Source organism: Pseudanabaena sp. PCC 6802 (assembly GCF_000332175.1).
Taxonomy (GTDB): Bacteria; Cyanobacteriota; Cyanobacteriia; order Pseudanabaenales; family Pseudanabaenaceae; genus PCC-6802.
Window position 1 is genome coordinate 74,699 of the sequence record NZ_KB235911.1, and the last position, 18,643, is coordinate 93,341.

17 protein-coding genes are annotated in these 18,643 nt (G+C 48.3%); 13 read left to right on the plus strand and 4 right to left on the minus strand.

Features of this window, described 5'->3' with window-relative positions:
- Positions 1-99 precede the first annotated feature (99 nt).
- The 10 genes from PSE6802_RS33150 to PSE6802_RS0104775 all read left to right on the plus strand — a co-directional run bounded on the left by PSE6802_RS33150 (position 100) and on the right by PSE6802_RS0104775 (position 11,637).
- Positions 100-276: a hypothetical protein gene (locus tag PSE6802_RS33150; protein WP_019498912.1), complete on the plus strand. Its 177-nt coding sequence runs from the start codon at positions 100-102 to the stop codon at positions 274-276.
- Between the two features lie 222 nt (positions 277-498).
- Positions 499-774 (plus strand): hypothetical protein, encoded by a 276-nt coding sequence (locus PSE6802_RS0104735; protein WP_019498913.1) that lies wholly within the window; start codon positions 499-501, stop codon positions 772-774.
- Positions 771-1,142, plus strand: a complete 372-nt coding sequence (locus tag PSE6802_RS0104740; RefSeq protein ID WP_019498914.1) for a hypothetical protein — start codon at positions 771-773, stop codon at positions 1,140-1,142. The genes PSE6802_RS0104735 and PSE6802_RS0104740 overlap by 4 nt, the downstream gene beginning before the upstream one ends.
- A gap of 65 nt (positions 1,143-1,207) precedes the next feature.
- A complete protein-coding gene (locus PSE6802_RS0104745; protein ID WP_019498915.1) occupies positions 1,208-2,851 on the plus strand; it encodes an SWIM zinc finger family protein in 1,644 nt (547 codons plus the stop codon).
- Between the two features lie 280 nt (positions 2,852-3,131).
- On the plus strand, positions 3,132-4,562 hold the full coding sequence (locus PSE6802_RS0104750; RefSeq protein ID WP_019498916.1) for a reverse transcriptase family protein: 1,431 nt from the start codon (positions 3,132-3,134) through the stop codon (positions 4,560-4,562).
- Positions 4,563-4,576: 14 nt separating this feature from the next.
- Complete coding sequence (locus PSE6802_RS0104755; protein ID WP_019498917.1) at positions 4,577-5,998, plus strand: WGR domain-containing protein; 1,422 nt, start codon at positions 4,577-4,579, stop codon at positions 5,996-5,998.
- A gap of 154 nt (positions 5,999-6,152) precedes the next feature.
- The gene (locus tag PSE6802_RS30785; protein ID WP_019498918.1) at positions 6,153-6,887 is read left to right on the plus strand and encodes a calcium-binding protein; all 735 of its coding nucleotides are present in this window, start codon (positions 6,153-6,155) and stop codon (positions 6,885-6,887) included.
- 201 nt (positions 6,888-7,088) lie between these two features.
- A complete protein-coding gene (locus tag PSE6802_RS30790) occupies positions 7,089-10,619 on the plus strand; it encodes a Calx-beta domain-containing protein (protein WP_019498919.1) in 3,531 nt (1,176 codons plus the stop codon).
- A gap of 265 nt (positions 10,620-10,884) precedes the next feature.
- Entirely contained in the window at positions 10,885-11,112 is a 228-nt protein-coding gene (locus tag PSE6802_RS27810; RefSeq protein ID WP_019498920.1) for a helix-turn-helix domain-containing protein, read from the plus strand.
- Between the two features lie 42 nt (positions 11,113-11,154).
- Positions 11,155-11,637 (plus strand): hypothetical protein, encoded by a 483-nt coding sequence (locus PSE6802_RS0104775; protein WP_225902650.1) that lies wholly within the window; start codon positions 11,155-11,157, stop codon positions 11,635-11,637.
- Positions 11,638-11,950: 313 nt separating this feature from the next.
- On the opposite strand, the gene PSE6802_RS0104780 is transcribed toward PSE6802_RS0104775, so the two are convergent.
- Positions 11,951-12,328: a nuclear transport factor 2 family protein gene (locus PSE6802_RS0104780; protein WP_019498922.1), complete on the minus strand. Its 378-nt coding sequence runs from the start codon at positions 12,326-12,328 to the stop codon at positions 11,951-11,953.
- Between the two features lie 269 nt (positions 12,329-12,597).
- Positions 12,598-13,248 carry a ferritin-like domain-containing protein gene (locus PSE6802_RS0104785; protein ID WP_019498923.1) on the minus strand — a complete coding sequence of 217 codons (651 nt, stop codon included), beginning with the start codon at positions 13,246-13,248 and terminating at the stop codon, positions 12,598-12,600.
- Positions 13,249-13,535: 287 nt separating this feature from the next.
- On the opposite strand from PSE6802_RS0104785, the gene PSE6802_RS0104790 reads away from it, so the two are divergent.
- Positions 13,536-14,111, plus strand: coding sequence for a sigma-70 family RNA polymerase sigma factor (locus PSE6802_RS0104790; RefSeq protein WP_019498924.1), 576 nt, complete (start codon positions 13,536-13,538; stop codon positions 14,109-14,111).
- A 39-nt stretch (positions 14,112-14,150) separates the two neighbouring features.
- Positions 14,151-14,732, plus strand: a complete 582-nt coding sequence (locus PSE6802_RS0104795; RefSeq protein WP_019498925.1) for a cupin domain-containing protein — start codon at positions 14,151-14,153, stop codon at positions 14,730-14,732.
- A gap of 56 nt (positions 14,733-14,788) precedes the next feature.
- On the opposite strand, the gene PSE6802_RS0104800 is transcribed toward PSE6802_RS0104795, so the two are convergent.
- Positions 14,789-16,453 carry a lipoxygenase family protein gene (locus PSE6802_RS0104800; RefSeq protein WP_019498926.1) on the minus strand — a complete coding sequence of 555 codons (1,665 nt, stop codon included), beginning with the start codon at positions 16,451-16,453 and terminating at the stop codon, positions 14,789-14,791.
- Positions 16,454-17,200: 747 nt separating this feature from the next.
- Between PSE6802_RS0104800 and PSE6802_RS0104805 the strand changes: the two genes are divergently transcribed.
- Entirely contained in the window at positions 17,201-18,088 is an 888-nt protein-coding gene (locus PSE6802_RS0104805) for a hypothetical protein (RefSeq protein WP_019498927.1), read from the plus strand.
- A 241-nt stretch (positions 18,089-18,329) separates the two neighbouring features.
- Here the strand turns inward: PSE6802_RS0104805 and PSE6802_RS27815 are convergent, their stop codons facing one another.
- Positions 18,330-18,641 carry a hypothetical protein gene (locus PSE6802_RS27815; protein ID WP_156815423.1) on the minus strand — a complete coding sequence of 104 codons (312 nt, stop codon included), beginning with the start codon at positions 18,639-18,641 and terminating at the stop codon, positions 18,330-18,332.
- Positions 18,642-18,643 lie beyond the last annotated feature (2 nt).

The window sequence follows — 18,643 nt, forward strand, 5'->3', positions numbered from 1 at the left end:
AAGATCGGGAGTTAAGCCGTCTTCTGGCTGAGTTCTATATGGCAATACGGTAAAATTACAAAATTAAGGAATAAAAATTTAACTTAAAGATAAGCTTAAATGACAAACAAAGATGGACTACCACAAGATTTCTTAGATTTAAGTGCTGATGGAGCAGATATAGCAATTGACTTGTTGACTGAGAGTGAACTTCTCAAAGATATACCAGTTGCAGGGTTGGTATATATTTATATGCATATATTTCAGAAGATTTTGAGGAATATTTTTCTTTTATGAATGAGCACGAGAAAACTCATATAAGGAATGTGAATAAGTTTTATAAGTTTGAAGTACCTTCTTGAGGAATTCCGAAGAATTTTTAAGCAAAAGTTTCCATAGTGCTATCGCCGATCTTGTAGGGCGGATTCGGTTTCTCAAGCGCGATTGCATCTCTGCCGGACAACGACGGCTATCGGCTAGGTTAAAATAGGGTAGTGTCGTTGAAACGAGGTTAGGCTTATGACTGTTAGACAACCCCGCTATAGCAAAGAGGAATTTGCTCGACGTGGCAATGAAATTTATGAATCTCAAGTGCGCCAGCAAGTTGAACAAGGCAATCATGGCAAGATCGTGGCGATTGATATTGAAACAGGAGCGTTTGAGGTCGATGACACGCCAATGGTCGCAGTCGATAGGCTTTACGAGCGATATCCTGATGCCCAGCCCTGGGTAATTCGGATCGGACATCGATCCGTCTTCCGTATGGGGAGCCACAGCCTGAGGAAGCCCGTATGATGCTTGGTGTGGTCAGTAATAATTGTGAGGCAATCATCAAAGTCGCAGTTGGTCGTATTGGTTCACCCAAAATTACCGTTGATGCAGTCATTGATACAGGCTTTACTAGCTTTTTGTCTTTACCGCTTTCCATCATCACAGGGCTAGGTTTAACTTGGCATTACCGCGACGTTGGTACATTAGGTGACGGGAGCGAAGTTGTTTTTGAATTGTACAAGGCTGCGGCGATCTGGGATGGGCAGAACAAGATAATTGATGTTGTTGCTTCTGATGCAGAGCCGCTAGTGGGAATGGGTTTGTTGTATGGTTTTAAGCTTCAGATTGAGGCTGTTGAAGGTGGTCGGGTTACAATTGAAGCTATTGGGTAGAGCAAGAGAGTTGGTGGTGCACAGTCTAACATCAGGTTAGTTCTAAAGACATTGGGAGCGTAGGCATGGAATTTAACTATACTTACAAGGGCAGTACGGCAGTTCAGGAGCGGGGCGATCGCACGCAGATGTCGTTCGCGCCAGACCTTACACGCGAACCCACCTATTTTCGCGGCGAACTGCGGCAGAATGTGGCTTTTCGGGAAGCGATTAGTGCTTTGCACGATGTCGTCATCGCAGACCTGCGCTTCCAGCCCAAAGATAAGACGGCCTATAAGGAATGGGCGGCACGGCAAATGGAAGTCGATTGGCAACTGGCAGCAGCCCAACGCCAGGATATCGCAGCTCGGGTAAAAGAATTGCAAGCAGAGTTGACATCGCTCTATCAAACCCATGCCCAGCGCATGGCTCCCTTTTACAAGGCTAGGGAGAGCTTCTACAGTTACTGCTATCAAAAGGCTCACGATCTCATCTTTCTATTCGATCCGGTGATTACAGTGCATCCCGATGAGGTGTTTTTTGAGTGCTTTAGTCGCGATGAGTCCAGCTACGGTCGGCTCAGTGCCAGCTATGAGGTGTTTCAAAACGTGAGTGAATTTGCCTGCGGCACCACGAATGTCGATTACTCCACCGCTCTCTATAACGAATTCCAAAAGATTCGCAGCTATAAGTCCACGCACTTAGAAGTCGATCCCTCTGGATTTGAGGTGCAGACCACCAACGAATCAGACTATAAGGAAGTGAAAATCGACCTGCCCGATACCTGGGTGCGAGGATTTTTACAGGTGAGTTCGGCTATGTCTTTGCCCGCTACCCACATCGAGTTTCACCCTATGGATGTCCATAACATTTGCTTTATCCTGCGTCGCAAAAAGGAAAAGCGGGGGCCGCGCAGCATGCGCTATCATCTCAAACCAGGCGAGCCAGTGCGGATCGCGTTCGAACCGTGGGATATCGAGTTGATCTGCACGCGATCGCTCTATCACGGCAATAACGAACAGGAGATTCGCGTCTGGGGTCGCCGCCGCTTGTTATTCCTGGAACGCCTGATTCCCGTCGCCCAAAAATTCACCGTGCATCTATTGGGGACGGGGATGCCCTCATTCTACGTGGCGGATTTGGGCGATATGGCGTTTACGCTCGGCCTGTCCGGTTGGACGGCGAATGACTGGTCGCAGGCGGGCAACTTTGACCTGATGGCTCCCCGTGCCGAAGTGGATGGCTTGACGCAGCAGCGCGTATTTGCTGCCCTCAAGCAAAATTGGTATGAGAGTCCAGAGTCTCTCAGCGATCGCCTCAACTTAGACCGCTCTATCGTATTGGGTGCCTTGGGTGCCTATACCCAGGCTGGACGTGCCATTTACGACCTCAACAAGCAGGTTTATCGGGTGCGCGAGTTGAGTCGAGAACCTCTGCCCATGGATCGATTGCGATTTGCCAACGAGCGCGAGCAGCAAGCCACCCTATATCTACAGCGTCAAGCCGTGACGATAACCAGCGCAACGGTTGATACCGCTGGAGCGTCGATCTTGCAAGGTGAGGTGAGAGATAAAGAAAAGATTTTTAAACCAAGCGTGACGATCGATCGCGATTGCCGCATCATTGAAGCCGAGTGTACTTGCAACTGGTATCAACAGCACAAGTTGTATAAAGGTCCGTGCGAGCACATGCTAGCACTTCGCATGCAGAATGCCCGCACCTCCGTCTAGGATACTGGGCAAAACGTGTATAATGTCCCACATGTAGAGCGATCGCGGGGAAAACGACCTTGCAATCCGGGTGGTGGATCGCCATCCATGTACTTAGTCTAAACGCGCATCACTGGCTCGCTCTTGACTGTGCGTTACTCGGAGTACCCATGCTATTACGGTGTAGTTTCCGTGAAACTAACGAGCACGGGTACTCCGGTACCGCTTGAGTTGAGCGATCCAGTTCTGAGAGGTTTACGAAGGGGATAACCCGCGATCGCTCTTATTTTTGCCCATACCCATGACCGAACCAGCACAGCCACGTACGCGTCAGGAACTCTGGGATCGCATCCGTCAAACTTCGAGGGATGAGGTAATCCTGGAGGAAATGATTCGCTTGGGATTTTGGCCAGCCCAGGGACAAATCCCGCAAGACCCTGCCGATGAGATCCGACGGCGCGGCGAGATCGATCGGGAACTAAAAGAATTACGCAAGGAAGATCGCCAGCTTCAGGACGAAAAGGTATTAAAAAAGCGCTTGCTAGAGCAACGTCTGGCGGAGTCGCGTCGCAAGCAACAGGAAAACAAAGAGAGGCGCGAGCGGGAAAGACAAGCTAAATCTGAGGCTTGGCAAGCAAGAAAAACGCAGGAGATCCTGTTTTTAGGCGATGGAGTTTCTCAAGGATTGCACCATCAGCAAGGTGACGAGCAGCGCTTGCGATCGCTCGATCTGCCGATTTGCCATACTCCTGCTGAACTTGCGGCAGCGATGGAAATTAGCATCGGCGAGTTGCGATTCCTCGCTTTCGATCGCCATGTTTCGTTTGTATCCCACTACGTCCGCTTTCAGATTCCCAAAAAGACGGGCGGCACCAGACTGATTTCTGCACCCATGCCGCGCTTAAAGCGATCGCAATACTGGATACTCAAACACATCCTCACCAGGATATCGCCGCACGATGCCGCCCACGGGTTTCGGCAGGAATTTTCCATTGTGACTAACGCACAGCCGCATGTAGGAGCGGATGTAATTATCAATTTCGATCTGCAAGACTTCTTTCCTTCAATTAGTTACAAGCGCGTCAAGGGATTGTTTCGATCGCTGGGTTATTCGGAGGCTGTTGCCACGATTTTAGGCTTGCTCTGTACGGAACCAGAGGTGGAAGCGATCGAGATGGATGGCAAAACCTACTATGTGGCACTTACCGAAAGACACCTCCCCCAAGGCGCGCCGACCAGTCCAGCGATTTCCAATTTACTCTGTCGCCGCCTAGATCGTCGTTTGTCTGAGATGGCAGAAAACGCTGGTTTTATCTATACCCGCTATGCCGACGATCTCACCTTCTCTAGTGCGGGCGACGCACAACGGCAAATTTGTAATGTCCTCAAACGGACTGAATCCATCGTAACTCATGAGGGTTTTACGATTAACCCCCAGAAAACTAGAGTGCTGCGCAGTTCTCAGCAACAGGAAGTCACGGGGATTGTTGTAAACGATAAGCTTAATGTCGATAAAGCAACGCTCAAACGATTTCGAGCAACGCTATATCAAATAGAGAAGGACGGGCTTGAAGGCAAGCAGTGGGGCAATTCTCAGAATTTGCTCTCCGCAATTCACGGCTTTGCTAATTTTGTGGCTATGGTTAACCCCGAACGGGGAAAAATATTTTTAGAACAGGTACAGCGAATTAAACAGAAGTACGGGAAAAAGAAAAGGCGCGATCGTCCGTAGTGGAGATATTACCCATGTCAGAAGAAAAGACCTATTTAGAACTCTCCGAAGCAGAAGGAAGTTCTCACAAGTTTTATGAAGTGACCATCAAAGAAACAGAAGTGACGATTCGCTACGGTCGCATTGGCGATAAGGGGCAAACTAAAACCGCCACCTTCGCCACGCCTGAAAAAGCCCTGGCGGATGCCACCAAGAAAATTAATGAGAAGCTGCGCAAGGGATACGAACGGGCGGTGATGGGCGTGCGACAGAAACGAGCCGTCACCCGCCGCCAGATTGTCAGCAACCGCTCCACCGCTAACCAGGCACCAGTTCTCTGGAAATTTGCTTCGGGAGCGCCTGCGTTTGGCATTTTTATCGATCGCCAGCACTGCTGGGTGGGCAATCAAGAGGGACGCATTTTTGTGCTCGATCGCGATGGCAAGGTGCAAAATCAATTCCGCTTGCCCGAGGGAGTCAAATGCATCGTTGCCGACGATGTGTGGTTATATGCGGGTTGCGATGATGGCAAAGTGTACGATCTGACTGGCAAAGTGCCGCGCGTTGCCTATGAAATTGCGCCTGATGTCGATATTTACTGGCTCGATATTAAGGATGGCATCCTGGGCGTGTCCGATTCCCAGGGACAAGTCACTGCAATTAGCCACGAGGATGAGTCGCAGTGGACGCGCAAGAGTGATGGCACCGCCGGATGGATGGTACGCTGCGATGAGATCGGTATTTATCACGGACATACCCAAGGTGTGGTCATGTACGATTGGGAAGATGGCAGGCAAATCTGGAAGCAACCTACCAATGGCGCGGTATTGTTTGGCTGGCAAGAGGAGAGCGTGGTTTATGCCGGTACGAGTAATAGTGAGGTTCGTGCCTTTACGAAGAAAGGCGAAGTCGGTACGGTCTACAGGTGCGATGCTCCAGTTTATTCCTGTGCTGCTGCCGAAGATGGCAAGTATGTCTTTGCGGGCGATAATTACTCCTCGGTCTATTGCTTTAACCAGCAGGGTGATCGCCTGTGGAAGCTAGGCACGGGATGCGGGTCGGCTTTTTCCATGCAGTTTGCGGGCGATCGCCTGTATATCGTCACGACAGACGGCTCTCTCGCCTGTATCGATGCCAGTGAAGCCGCGATCGCCGCTGCCCAGACTGGCACTGTGCCGGAAGTAGTCAATATCAAAGCGCCCAAACAAGAGGCGGCGCTGCCGTCGCCCACTTTAGAGACGACCTCCAATGCAGGTCAGGGCGTAATCGTCGAGTGTTTTCGCGAAGGCAGCCATCTGAGGGTGCGAGTGGTATCGCCAGGATATAACCCCAACTGGAGAGTACAGTTCCCCAAAGATATCCGCACCGAGGGCGATCGCTATCTCGTCGATGAAGTGCGCGAATCAGTCCGTGGCGGCTTTTACCGTGCCTACGGCGATATCAAACGGCTGGTTTAACTATTTTGGGCTGAAGCGCTTGTAACACAGGCCTTTCTCAGCTTCTTGCCAACCGCTGATTGCCGATCGCGGAAAATTTTTTACTAGTAACGATCGCTTATCGGGTAACTGTGGGCAACATGGTGTAAGCCAATAGAGCGTCTTAACCTGTGATATGTCCTCTGCTTTTCTCGAGCTAACACCAGAGTCCGATCTCATCCAACTCGTACCCGGCCAACTCAGCCAAATGGCTGATGAAGTGAGGGGGCTTGAGGGTGACGATACGATCGCTGGCTCGTCAGATCGAGAAATTATCCAGGGCAATCAAGGTAGAGATATTCTCAATGGCGGCGGCGGTGACGATGTCTTATTTGGAGGTCGCGATAACGATCTTCTAGATGGAGGCGACGGCAACGATCTGCTAATTGGTGGTTTAGATGACGACCAGTTAGAGGGTGGCGCAGGCAACGATACCTTATTGGGTAATATGGGCGGTTCCATTCTTTGGGGCGATCGCGGTGCAGATTTGTTTGTGCTCGATCCCAGTCTAGCTGTTCGGGATATGGGTACTGCGGATAGCACTTCCAATGAGTTGCCACTCATAAATGTCGCACCATATGCCTATATCAAAGATTTTAATGCTAGCGAGGGCGATGCGATCGCGCTCGCAGGGGGGCTTACTATCAGTGACTTAGTTCTATTTAGAGCTAATGCCTTTTCTTCCAATCCTGCGCCACGCGGCCAGGTAATTGGGGAAGGCGGTAGTGATGTTTTGGGAGGGTTACCTGAAATTGCTCAGGTGACTGCGATCGCTCTTGCTTCTACGGGGGGTATCTTAGGGGTAGTGAGAGATGTCTCACCTGATTCCTTAAGGTTTATATCCATTTCTGATACCGATTTGACAGTGTGACGTTGTTGCGATCGGGTTTTTAAAGGCTTTTAGACAGCCTCTAACGATCTGCGGTGAAGCACGAACAACTGTTAGATGTCCTAACAGTAGTCGTTTTGCGGCGCGATTTTGCTTCGCCGATATCGATCGACTGCGTTGATTGACTGGGGTGTTTGACTGTGCGATCGGGACTTTTAAATGATAGGGGATTTATAAATTACTATGCTACGCGAACTAATTAATTTGTCCAGCAACTCTAATGGATCTCAGCAATTTGGATATCTAGGTGGAGATTCAGATAGACAACAAGTTCCAGGTCACCTGTCTGCCTGTAGTTGCGAGGGATGTCATTCGCTATATGTCAACCGCGATCGCTTATCTCCTCCTCCTGCGATCGACGCAAGATCGGCATCAACTGTTTCAGTAGCACTACCACTTTTGAGTAGCAATCCCAACGCTACCGGAAAACTATATCTGGATTTTAACGGTCACACTACATCCGGTACTGGCTGGAATACTAAATATAATGGCGGCGCTGCCTTTACTACGCCTGCTTATAGCGTCGATGCCGATCCTAATTTTTCGGCTACAGAGATCGCTAACATTACAGAAATTTGGAAGCGAGTTGCAGAGGACTATGCACCGTTTAACATTGATGTGACTACCATCGATCCCGGTAATATGTCCGCCGCTAATAACATGCGCGTAGTAATTGGCGGTGCTTGGGATGACTGGTTTGAGGAATCAGGCGGCGCTGGCGGCGTTGCATATCTCTTCTCCTGGCAAGATAGCGGCGATACGCCTGCCTTTGTATTTGAGGAAAATTTGGCTAATGGTGACCCTAGATATACAGCGGAAGCGATTTCCCATGAAGCGGGTCATACATTGGGACTAGATCATCAAAGCATTTATTCCGGTACTGATAAAACAGACGAGTATAATCCCGGAGGTAATGGTTGGGCTCCAATTATGGGAGTCAGCTACTACCAGAGCTTGACTACTTGGCACAATGGACCAAGTGCCGATGGATATAACGTACTTCAAGATGACATGGCGGTCATCGCCTCATCTGGGAATGGTTTTGGTGGCTATCGCCCTGACGATCGCGGCGATACAAATGCTACGGCAACAGCGCTAACAGCGAGTGGCACTTCTGTATCTGGCTCTGGCATCATCAGCCAAACCAGCGATGTCGATGTATTTTCCTTCTCGACGGATGCTGGTGCGATTAGCCTGAATGTTAATGTTGCTGATGTTGGGGCTAATCTGGATGCCGTAGCAGAATTGTATGACAGTAATGGTACTCTCGTTACTTCCAGCAATCCTACCAATTCTCAGGCTGCCAGTATCAGTACTACTGTGACGGCAGGACAGTACTTCCTGCACGTTAAGAGTAATGGTAGTTACGGACGCGTCGGACAATACTCAATTACTGGAACTCGCGTTATTCCTCCTTCCCCAACCTTATCTTTCACATCTGCTAGCTATAGCGGTAACGAGGGCAATAGTGGCAGCGCTGTCGGTACTGTTATTGCCACAATTCAGCGTACGGGTGGTAGTGCTGGCAGCATCTCCGTGCCCGTACAATTATCGAGTTCTGCGGGAACAGCCAGCGCAGGCAGCGACTATACTAATCAATTTCCATTGACTGTTACTTTCGGTGACGGCGAAACTACTAAGGATGTATCTATCCCAATTATGGGAGATACCGTGCTCGAGAGTAACGAAACTATTAACCTCCAACTTGGTACCCCTACTGGTGAGGTGGGATTAGGAAGTCAGACCACTGCTACTTACACAATTATTAACGACGAACAGGCTCCAACTTTTGCGATCGCAGCGACAAATGCCGTACAGGTGGAAGGAAATTCTGGCACTAAAGCTTTTACTTTCACTGTAACGCGAGGTGGTAGCACGGGTAGTGCGAATAACGTGAATTGGGCGGTGACGGGCAGTGGTGCGAATCCTGCTATTGGTGGTGATTTTGGCGGCACTCTCCCCAGCGGTACGGTCTACTTTGCGGCAGGAGAAACCAGCAAACTGGTAACGGTAAACGTTAGTGGAGATACAGTCTCAGAACAGGATGAGAACTTCACGGTAACGCTATCTAACCCCACAGGCGGAGCCAGCATCACCACTGCGACAGCAACGGGAACCATTCAGAATGATGATATTCCCGCGACCTTTGCGATCGCGGCGACAAACGCCGTGCAAATGGAAGGAAATTCCGGCACAAAAGCTTTTACGTTCGCAGTTACCCGAGGTGGTGGCACGGGCGCTGCTAATAGCGTGTCGTGGGCAGTGACGGGCAGTGGTGCGAATCCCGCTGTTACTGGTGATTTTAGCGGTGCTCTCCCCAGCGGTACGGTCAACTTTGCAGCGGGTGAGACTAGCAAACTAGTGACGGTAAACGTTATTGGAGATACAGTCACGGAACAGGATGAGGAATTTACAGTTACCCTCTCTAATCCCACTGGTGGAGCCAGCCTAATCACCCCTACAGCGACGGGTACAATCCAAAACGACGATATCCCAGCGACATTCGCGATCGCGGCGACGAACGCCGTGCAGATGGAAGGAAATTCCAGCACAAAAGCTTACACGTTTACGATTACGCGAGGCGGTGGCACTGGTTTAGCCAATAGCGTTAAATGGGCAGTGACAGGTAGTGGAGCTAATCCTGCTAACGCCAGTGATTTTAGCGGTTCTCTCCCTAGCGGTACGGTCTACTTTGCGGCAGGAGAAACCAGCAAACTGGTAACGGTTAATGTTAGAGGTGATATCTCCTTGGAGCAAAACGAGGAATTCACCGTCACCCTCTCTAATCCTACTAATGGTGCCAGCATTATTGCTCCTACGGCAACGGGAGTTATCCAAAACGACGATATCCCTGCTACATTAGCGATCGCTGCCACGAATGCAGTTCAGACAGAGGGCAATTCCGGTAGTAAATACTTTACTTTCACGGTGAGCCGCACCGGAGATACTACTGGTACGAGTACGGCTAGCTGGTCGGTTGCGGGTAGCGGTTCCAACTCTGCTGATGCTGGTGATTTTAACGGTACATCTGGTACGGTCAGCTTCTCAGCCAGTCAAACCAGTCAAACCGTGACAGTTTATGTGAAAGGAGATGCGATCGCGGAGTTAGACGAGAACTTCACGGTCACGCTCTCCAATCCATCAGTGGGAACGGTTATCGGTACGGGAAGTGCCACAGGTACGATTCGCAATGACGATGCGATCGTGGGTACGGCAGGCAGCGACACTCTTAATGGATTGTCTGGCAACGATACCATTTCTGGTTTAGACGGTCAGGATGTGCTATCTGGTCTGGCAGGCAATGATTCCATCGATGGAGGTTTGAGTAACGATCTCCTCACTGGCGGAGTCGGTAACGATACTCTGCTCGGCAACAGCGGTAATGATACCTTAATTGGAATCGATACTGCCCCTGGTGCTACGAGCTTTGGTATTAATGAAATTGACAGGCTTTCTGGTAGTGTGGGCAGCGATCGCTTTGTCTTAGGAAATGCGAACAGAACCTATTACGTCGGTAGTGGGATGTCAGATTACGTCTTGATTACCGATTTCGGTACTGGCGATGTCATCCAAAAATATGGTAGCGACGTACTAACAATTGGTGGTACTTTACCGACAGGCGTTTCTGGTAAGGCAATCTACCTGGGCACTGACTTGGTCGCAGTAGTACAGGGTGCTGTGCCTACGCTTGCCTCATTTGTGGATGCTGTTTAACCCTGAAGCTGCCTGTAAAAGCCCCGTACTCTATGCTAGACAAGGGGCTAAAAACCTTTTAAGCTTTTGACCTGATGCTAGAGATATAGCTATAGCCAACAGGCTTAGGACGGGGTGCAGGGGTGGAACCCCTGCGTGGGGGCGCAGCCCCCTGTTACCCGACACGCGGTTAGAACATGTAGAACGACACAAGATTTAACCCTCCTCAGGGGAAGTAAATGGTACACCAGAATTAAGTCAGGATTTGAGATCTCAGGAGGTGTATATGCCCAGTGCAGTAGCTGTCCCCATCCGTCAACGGATGATAGAACTGCGTCAACAAGGCAAAAGTTATAGAGCGATCGCAGAGGCATTAGGACAATCGCGCCACAGTGTGCGGCAAATCTGTCGGCGCTGGAGCCAAGGAGGAAACAGTGCATTGACCCCGGATTATCAACACTGTGGACATGGAGGGATCCGCTCAGAGCGATTAATTTGGCGAGCCGCAATTTAGCTGAAACGACGTCACCCCGACTGGGGCGGCGGCATCATCCGGGTGCAATTGCAACAACGCTGGCCACAACAGCAAATCCCGAGCGAACGGACATTGCAGAGGTGGTTTGTGCCAGCAGGGGTGTCCATCCCATTTTATCTCGCTGTCAGGGGACGAACCCGCTTAGAACTCCATCCTGATTTACTCATCTGCACTCGTCCCTATCGACGCTCCCAGGAAGCACAACTGTGGTCGTTACAACGGGTTTACACCTACCTGGCGCAGGGTTGCTGGCAACGGAAGGTGGATGCGTCTGGCAGAATCTCTCTCTACAACCGCAATTACACTGTTGCTCGTGCTCTAGCCAAACACCCCGTATGGGTGCGCTTTGATGCCTCCACTGGAGATTGGCTCGTTTTCGATGACGCTGGTCGCGAAGTCGCACGTACATTGGCATTGGAAATTAATCCGACCGTTATCTGTCAATTGCAACAGTATCGTTCCACAGCTAAGTATCGTACCCTCTTCCCCAAAACTACTCCTTGATGTAACCTGATGTCGCACACATGAGTGAACTGCGTGTCGGGTAACAGCCCCCAACCCCCCTTCTCGTTTTCATCTGAAAACCGCTATATAACCCACATTCCGCAGGTACAAAGTGTGACCAGGTATTTTTCTAAAGCCCTTCCCAGAAAGGTTTTCAAAATCACGAGAAAATGAAGTCTCAACTTGAGATAGCTTTATTGACTATAATCTCAATAGTGACTTCTGGAAGGCTCATAGACTCGTGAAAATATTTTGATCGAGAGTTAAACTTGCGGAATGTGGGATATAACACCTAGATATTCTGACAAATTTGCTAGAGTCGGGTCATCATTTCAGATGGATTCCAATAGGCTTTGAGCGTCTGAACTAATCCCTCGGAGTTGAGTTCAAAGATATCAATTCCCTCAAATACTACTGCCTTTCCACTTTTACTAATTCCCTCTCCCTTCCACTTCACCGCTACCTCGTTACCAGCCACAGAGACAAACTCCTCGGTTAAACCGACTTGCTCAAACAGTCCGGCAATACCGAGAAAAAATTGGCGCATGGCCTCGTGCCCTTTTAGTGGCTCGCCACCCACAGGATCGTAGTTAATCGCATCTGGTGCAAAGGCAGCCAGGTAACCATCTACATCCATCGCGCGCGTAGCGGCAAAGTAGCTTTGAATCGTTTTGGGAATTGTTGCGGACATGGATTCACCTGTTTCTCTTTATTTCTATCAATAAAAGAACTCTCTCGTAAATAAAATATTTCCACCTGTAAATTTTTCGTTGATATCTGCATGTAGGGGCAGGTTTGGCTAAAAGTTATTGACTTGTATCAATAGCGCTCTGGCAAAACCTACCCCTACCTCAACGGATTTTTTACAGTAACAAGTATTTGTTAAAGAGAATCCCCCCGTATTTGCCTTAATGGTTTGGGGTAGGCACGGGGGCGCTACCCCTACAATACAAGAAACGCCTAAACTCTCACAATCCAACTGTTACGGGTGTCGGCACTGACAAAGGCAGCGGGTACTACCTTGAGATCCACACCTAAAGTCTTGAAGGCAAAGCGAATAGCGGTGGCGTGAGATGCTTCCGTTGAACCAATACTAGCACCTGCGGTCACCAGAGCTGGAGTTTTTAGCTTCGCTACTTCTGAGGTGTAGGCGATCGCCGCATCCACTTCTAAAGCTAAAGCTAGCTTGGCAATATTCACGTCAGAGTCAAGGTTGCCCTCACCCTTTTCTAAATAAGGTTTCACCGTTTCTAAATACTCAGATCGCGCATTCACGGGCTTGCCTCCCAACTGAGTTATGACAGAAGCCAGAGTGTCGCGGTGCTCCTTATGGTCTGCTTGGTTGGCCAGAGCGATCGCCAGAACCGCCTTACCCACATTACTTTGGCTGAGCTTAGTTGCAGCAAAGCCATAGGCCCAAATTGCCTGATGCTCGTAGTACAGAGCATTATTGAGAATCTTGATATCGTTGGCAGCAGCTCCATGTGTTGTAGCCATAACGCTGGGCACGGATGCGACTCCAGCTAGACCCACAGCACCAAAGATACCGGTTTTGATTAACTGGCGACGAGACGAGGTTTTGGTGGCAAGGCTGCTTCTAGTCTTGTACATAGTTTTTCTCTCTAGAATAAAAGGTTTGATTTACAGGAATGGCTTCGGTAGACGGTTGGCAGTTAAATTGCGCCAATCTGAACTTGTATACGATCGCTTTTTCGGGGCGGATCTCTAAAAAACAAAAAATTTGGGCAAATATGCCATGCGAGCGATCGGGCTTCTTTCTTTAGGAGATTTGACTCGTACGTACGAAGCAAAATACTATTTAGGTAGCCGATGTTTTGTCTTGCGATCGCAAAAAATATTAAGTTAAGTTAAAATCGAGAAGGAATCAGTGCTAGTCAATGGCGCAGCAACAGTACAGTGTCGATGAAGCTCATCTGTTAGAGAGGATTACAGCTAAAGATCAAGCGGCACTCTCGATTCTTTACGATCGCTACGCGCGCATCATTTATACTCTGGCTTACAGAGTTTTAGGTTCCGTCGAGGAATCCGAAGAGGTGGTTCTTGACGTATTTAATCAAGTGTGGCGCATTGCAGGAACCTATACTGCCCAAAAAGGAAGAGTTGATGCTTGGTTATTTATGCTGACGCGCAGTCGAGCCTTAGACCGCTTGCGCAGCTTGGCGCGAACGACCAAGGCTACTGTTGCCTCTGAGGAGCTGGCCATGACGCGATCGCCTTCGGACACGCCCGAGGAAAATGCTATTTTGCTAGAGCGATCGGCTGTAGTTAAGTCCGCGCTGGCACAGTTACCTGTCGAGCAGCGCGAAGTGCTGGAGCTAGCTTACTACAAGGGCATGACCCATACCCAGATCGCGCTTGCCACTGGCAAATCATTGGGTACGATCAAAACACGCATTCGTTTAGGGCTAAACAAGTTACGTGAGTCTCTCAAAGCAATCGGTGAAGATGACTGACGACACCAGTAAAAATCGAGGTATACCAGGAGGGACCTGATGTTAGATCCAGAAAGCTCTGAACTTATCGCACTGGCGGCGATCGAAGCGCTTGACGATCGCTCAATGCAGTTGGCAGATGACTATGCAGCCACGTCAGTTGAATTGGAAAGGGAACTGGCAGAAATGCGCGAAGCAGTTGGCTGTATTCCCTATGGCAATCCCACCTTACCTATATCAAGCAATCTCAAGGAGCGCTTGTTCCAACGGATCGCCGCAGAGGAAGATCGAGCTACACCTCAACCGACTCAGCCAGCCAGCATCGCCATCACTGCTGCCGAACGAGTATGGCAGCCACATCCCGTTCCAGGTCTGACCATGTCCGTACTTCACATGGATCGGGCGACGCGACAAATTACTTCGCTGATCCGCTGCGAGCCTGGAGCCTACTATCCAGAGCACAGTCATGCGGGTACGGAGGAAATTTTTATGCTAGAGGGAGATTTTGTGTGCGAGGGCAAAACCTATAGCAGTGGGGACTATATCGTTTCAGCCAGTGGCTCCAAACATCCACCCATATCGACCCGCGATGGATGCCTTTTCCTCGTGCGTGCCTCCCTTGACGATCGCATGGGTAATTGAGAGCAGGGGCAGGCACGGGGGCACTGCCCCTACAGTGGATATATGTGGGAATCCGTTTAGATGCTAATGCTGTTAGGAATAAGCGATGGTTTGAGATAGGGATAGGGAACTGTCCGGTTTTGGTTGCGGCGATCGATTTCAGCCTCTACCACATCCAATTGCTGCTGAAAAGCCGTTACTACAGTTTTGACTTTGTCCTGCATACCATCGGCAAAGGCCTCGAAGAAAGATGGATCGTAATGCCCCAACCGATCGTAGCGGAATGAAGACAGTAGAAAAGTAGTCGAGAGCTGTCCGGCGGCTTGTTGGGATGGCGGTAGGAATCGCATGAAATCCTTTTGAGTAAACTCCGCTGCTCCGGCAAACTCGCGATAAGAGGATAGCGGCATATTAGGTGCAAAGGTCATGTACTCGTATTGAGGGAAATTGACCGCCGCGTGTTGCGGCCCGCAGGTGAAGACAATCGTAGTCACAACTTCCACTAATTGCTCCAGCGTATCTATTTGTGCAGGCATCCCTTTGCCATCACCGCCAGCTATGCTAAACACGAGATGGAGTTTTTGCGCCCAGTCTTGCAACGCCCGATCGCTGCTAATACTATCGGCAGTGTGGTAGTGAAGCCCCAAATAAGCTGAAACAAATTGCCAAATTGCATCCCAAACCAGCTTGCCATCATCGCGATAGGGGTAGTGAGGCAGCTTTTGGGCATCGTCCATACCGCGTGCCGCGATCGCTTGCGGGAAAGAAAAACTATCGAACCGCCAGGTTCTAAAGGCTTGCCTGATGATCTCTAGGGAACCGGATAGTTCTCCTGCCAAGATGCGATCGATCGAACCACCGCTGGCAATCAGGGTTTTGCGGGCAAACTTACTTAACGCCAGCATAAATTTAAAATGCTGCCTCAAGAGCGCTCCGAGATGATGGGTTTCGGGCAAATGCTGTCCGGTGGCGATCGCAAAGGGTTCCATCACAAAATGCGTGCGGCAGAGGTGGCTCATTAGTTCGTGATAGTTGCCATCGGCAATCTGCACGCAGGTTTTGGCATAGAGCCAGTCCAGCGATTCATCCTCGGGCGTAAGGATGGTTTTATCTTTGAGCGGCACGTCGAGTTTAATTGCTACGGGCACGAGCTGACCGCGATCGCTAGATGCCTCACTGCGCCAGCTAAACAAAGCGATCGGTCTGGGTAAATAGGTACGCCCGCGATCGAAGGTGCCGCTGGGAATGGGCAGCAGTTCGGTGTAGTCGGCAACGTACAGGTTATCTGTCAAATCTATGGAGTCGCCTAGTTTGGTTTCTATTTCGGCAATATCGCTGCTCTGAAAATATTGAGCTAAGTCATCAACTCGCTTGAGTACCAGGGGATTAGGGCCGGACAGTCTTTGTTCGGCAAAGGCTTTATCGCTTTGGTAGGTAGAGATGACTTTGGGTTTCTCCAGAACCTGAAAGAAATCTTCATAGTCTTGCAGTTCGTCAAGCGGATCCCAAGCAGATTTTAGTTTGACCGCCAGGGTATTTGCTGCCAGCTTAGCCATTGGAGCCGCTACCCTACCCAGGTAATCGATGGAAAAGTTTTCCGAGCGCGGCAGGTTTCCCTTCAGCATCGGTATGGGTGCGAGGTCGCGATCGCTAAGATCGAATTCATATTCGTTGCGGTTTTCAGTGAGAATAGTTTTGTATTTGATATAGGTCGGATCCAGATCTAAGTTATACGCGTTCATAGGTTTGGCCTGAGAGCTTTTCGATCGAGTACATTTGCTCCCCAAAGTAACCCCGAGCAGAGTTTTGGGCACTGCCCCCGATCGCAAACGCGGGACAATCCCTAAATTTTGAAAAATAACCTGACTCTAAACCGAGCGAGTGATGCTGTGGGAAACTAATGAGAGTCACTTCATTGTATCGGCTTTACCATTATCCACAATCGATGCGATCGAAGATCCCACTTTTTCTCACTTTTCCTCACCTTTTAATACCATAACTATTTCCCAGTAGCACAAGTTAAATTGCAAATTAGTTTAGATCTTAAAGGACTTGACGGGTGTCATAAGAGATAGATGTATTGCTTTCGGATAGAGCAGCATATTGTAAATTGTTTATTAAATTAAAAAATTAGTAGATTTCCAGAAAACTCTGATAATATGTAGATAAAGTATTTAATAGACTTAATCGAATAAAATAGCTACGCTATTTAAATGCTAAGCTTCATCTGCTACCTAGGGCGTGGGTCAGTTATTGCCAATAAAGTCTAGTGTTAACTTTGCTTAAGACAAAGTTCCATTCCAGTACCAAGAGAGAGAATAATTTCTCCGATCGACTCTACAGTCATCTTAAATACGAGAGAGAAGTAAAGGTGATACGACATTATTCTACAAGGTGTAAGGTATTGAGCGCTTGCATTAGCTTCTAAAATAAATAGTCTACGTTTTTAAAGCTTAATTATTAAGTCCTATTCTCGAGTTAACGATCGTATGTTTAACTTTTTATTTGATTTAAAAGAATTACCTCTCATTAAAGATCTTCTATCAAAACTCGAATCGAAGTATGGATGGTGGTTGGCCATAGGATTAATATCTTTTTTTCTTGGCTATTCAATAGGAAGTAAGTCTAATGAAATTACCATTAAAGATGGTCAGGTAACTATTGGGAGTCAACCTCTTAATAAAGTAATTCAAAAAATGGAAAAAGATTCTGAAAATGAAAGCAGTGGTGATTCGCAAAGCAATATAGTTTCATTATATGCCAACCTTAGTGTGTTGGGTATATTTAAAGTTGAACCTGTTTTAAAAACATTAGATGCGGATTTATCAGGAAAAAGTAATGATAAACTAAATTCAAAACATGAAGAACAAATAGTTAAATTAACAAAAGGTTCTATTTCTGATATTTTGAATAAATATAATCTTTATCACATACATGACTCTAAAATCATTGAAGGTCTTTCAAAATTAAACTCAGATGACAAAATTGTTATTGAGCTTGTAGATAGAATGAACTCAGGTTTAGAGCCATTTAATTATCAACAGATCCTTGTTGGTTTTGCAGATGAAACAAGCCTTGTTAAAGGTCAAGCTGCAGCTTGCACAGGAAGTGTTTATATAAACAAAAATATCGATCTCTCTACACAAGTAAATTATCCTAGGCTTGTCTCAGTTTCAGTGAATAACCCTTGGCCTTGCCCGCACGATCCCTGCAATCAAGAGAGTCCCAAACCTATAAGTAACAAATATTATATTCAGATATCTTTCTCTGATGCTAAATATTTATTTCCCGAACGATACAAACTAAATAATCTTGGAAAATGTGAGTCTGCATATGCACGTTTTAGTGGTAGACTTCTGACTTCCAAAAATAACTAACTTTTTGAAATCCAAGTAGTTTTCATTAGCGATCTCTCATGAAAAGAACAATAACTTTATCTATTCTTCTGTTTGGGTTATCTTCATTTTCCCTGGTTTACGCAACTGAAGATGGATGTTTCTACGATGGCAAGTGGTATCCTTCAGGTTATATATTAGGTTCGTATACATGCGTATCAGGCGTATGGATTCGCAACTAAACCACTATGCACTGCCAGTGCATAGTGGTTTAGTTTATAAACTAATCATGCTTGTTGCGATAGATAGCTCTCGAAGTGTTATCTAAGCGATAGTCAAGCACTCCTCTTTCCCAGGGCTGCAAGCCATCACCAGTCTTGAGAAAATGACGGCGCTGGCGATTGATTGAGGCTTCGCGTCTCTGTAAATTCGCATACTCGGTCGGGGTGAGGCTACCGTTAGAGACTCCGTTGTAGATGCGTCTTTGTTGATTCACAAGCCGATCGCTAAATTGACCCGCCGAAGCAGACATGGGATAGGCGATCGCGGCAGTAGCAACGGTAGCGAGCATGATATAAGCTAAACGTCTCATCATTG

Coding starts and splice junctions, on each gene's coding strand:
- PSE6802_RS0104800 (WP_019498926.1), bottom strand. CDS start 16,453: ATGAACGCGTATAACTTAGATCTGGATCCGACCTATATCAAATACAAA.
- PSE6802_RS0104790 (WP_019498924.1), top strand. CDS start 13,536: ATGGCGCAGCAACAGTACAGTGTCGATGAAGCTCATCTGTTAGAGAGG.
- PSE6802_RS30790 (WP_019498919.1), top strand. CDS start 7,089: ATGCTACGCGAACTAATTAATTTGTCCAGCAACTCTAATGGATCTCAG.
- PSE6802_RS0104755 (WP_019498917.1), top strand. CDS start 4,577: ATGTCAGAAGAAAAGACCTATTTAGAACTCTCCGAAGCAGAAGGAAGT.
- PSE6802_RS0104740 (WP_019498914.1), top strand. CDS start 771: ATGATGCTTGGTGTGGTCAGTAATAATTGTGAGGCAATCATCAAAGTC.
- PSE6802_RS0104745 (WP_019498915.1), top strand. CDS start 1,208: ATGGAATTTAACTATACTTACAAGGGCAGTACGGCAGTTCAGGAGCGG.
- PSE6802_RS0104785 (WP_019498923.1), bottom strand. CDS start 13,248: ATGTACAAGACTAGAAGCAGCCTTGCCACCAAAACCTCGTCTCGTCGC.
- PSE6802_RS0104795 (WP_019498925.1), top strand. CDS start 14,151: ATGTTAGATCCAGAAAGCTCTGAACTTATCGCACTGGCGGCGATCGAA.
- PSE6802_RS0104735 (WP_019498913.1), top strand. CDS start 499: ATGACTGTTAGACAACCCCGCTATAGCAAAGAGGAATTTGCTCGACGT.
- PSE6802_RS27815 (WP_156815423.1), bottom strand. CDS start 18,641: ATGATGAGACGTTTAGCTTATATCATGCTCGCTACCGTTGCTACTGCC.
- PSE6802_RS30785 (WP_019498918.1), top strand. CDS start 6,153: ATGTCCTCTGCTTTTCTCGAGCTAACACCAGAGTCCGATCTCATCCAA.
- PSE6802_RS0104750 (WP_019498916.1), top strand. CDS start 3,132: ATGACCGAACCAGCACAGCCACGTACGCGTCAGGAACTCTGGGATCGC.
- PSE6802_RS33150 (WP_019498912.1), top strand. CDS start 100: ATGACAAACAAAGATGGACTACCACAAGATTTCTTAGATTTAAGTGCT.
- PSE6802_RS0104805 (WP_019498927.1), top strand. CDS start 17,201: ATGTTTAACTTTTTATTTGATTTAAAAGAATTACCTCTCATTAAAGAT.
- PSE6802_RS0104780 (WP_019498922.1), bottom strand. CDS start 12,328: ATGTCCGCAACAATTCCCAAAACGATTCAAAGCTACTTTGCCGCTACG.
- PSE6802_RS27810 (WP_019498920.1), top strand. CDS start 10,885: ATGCCCAGTGCAGTAGCTGTCCCCATCCGTCAACGGATGATAGAACTG.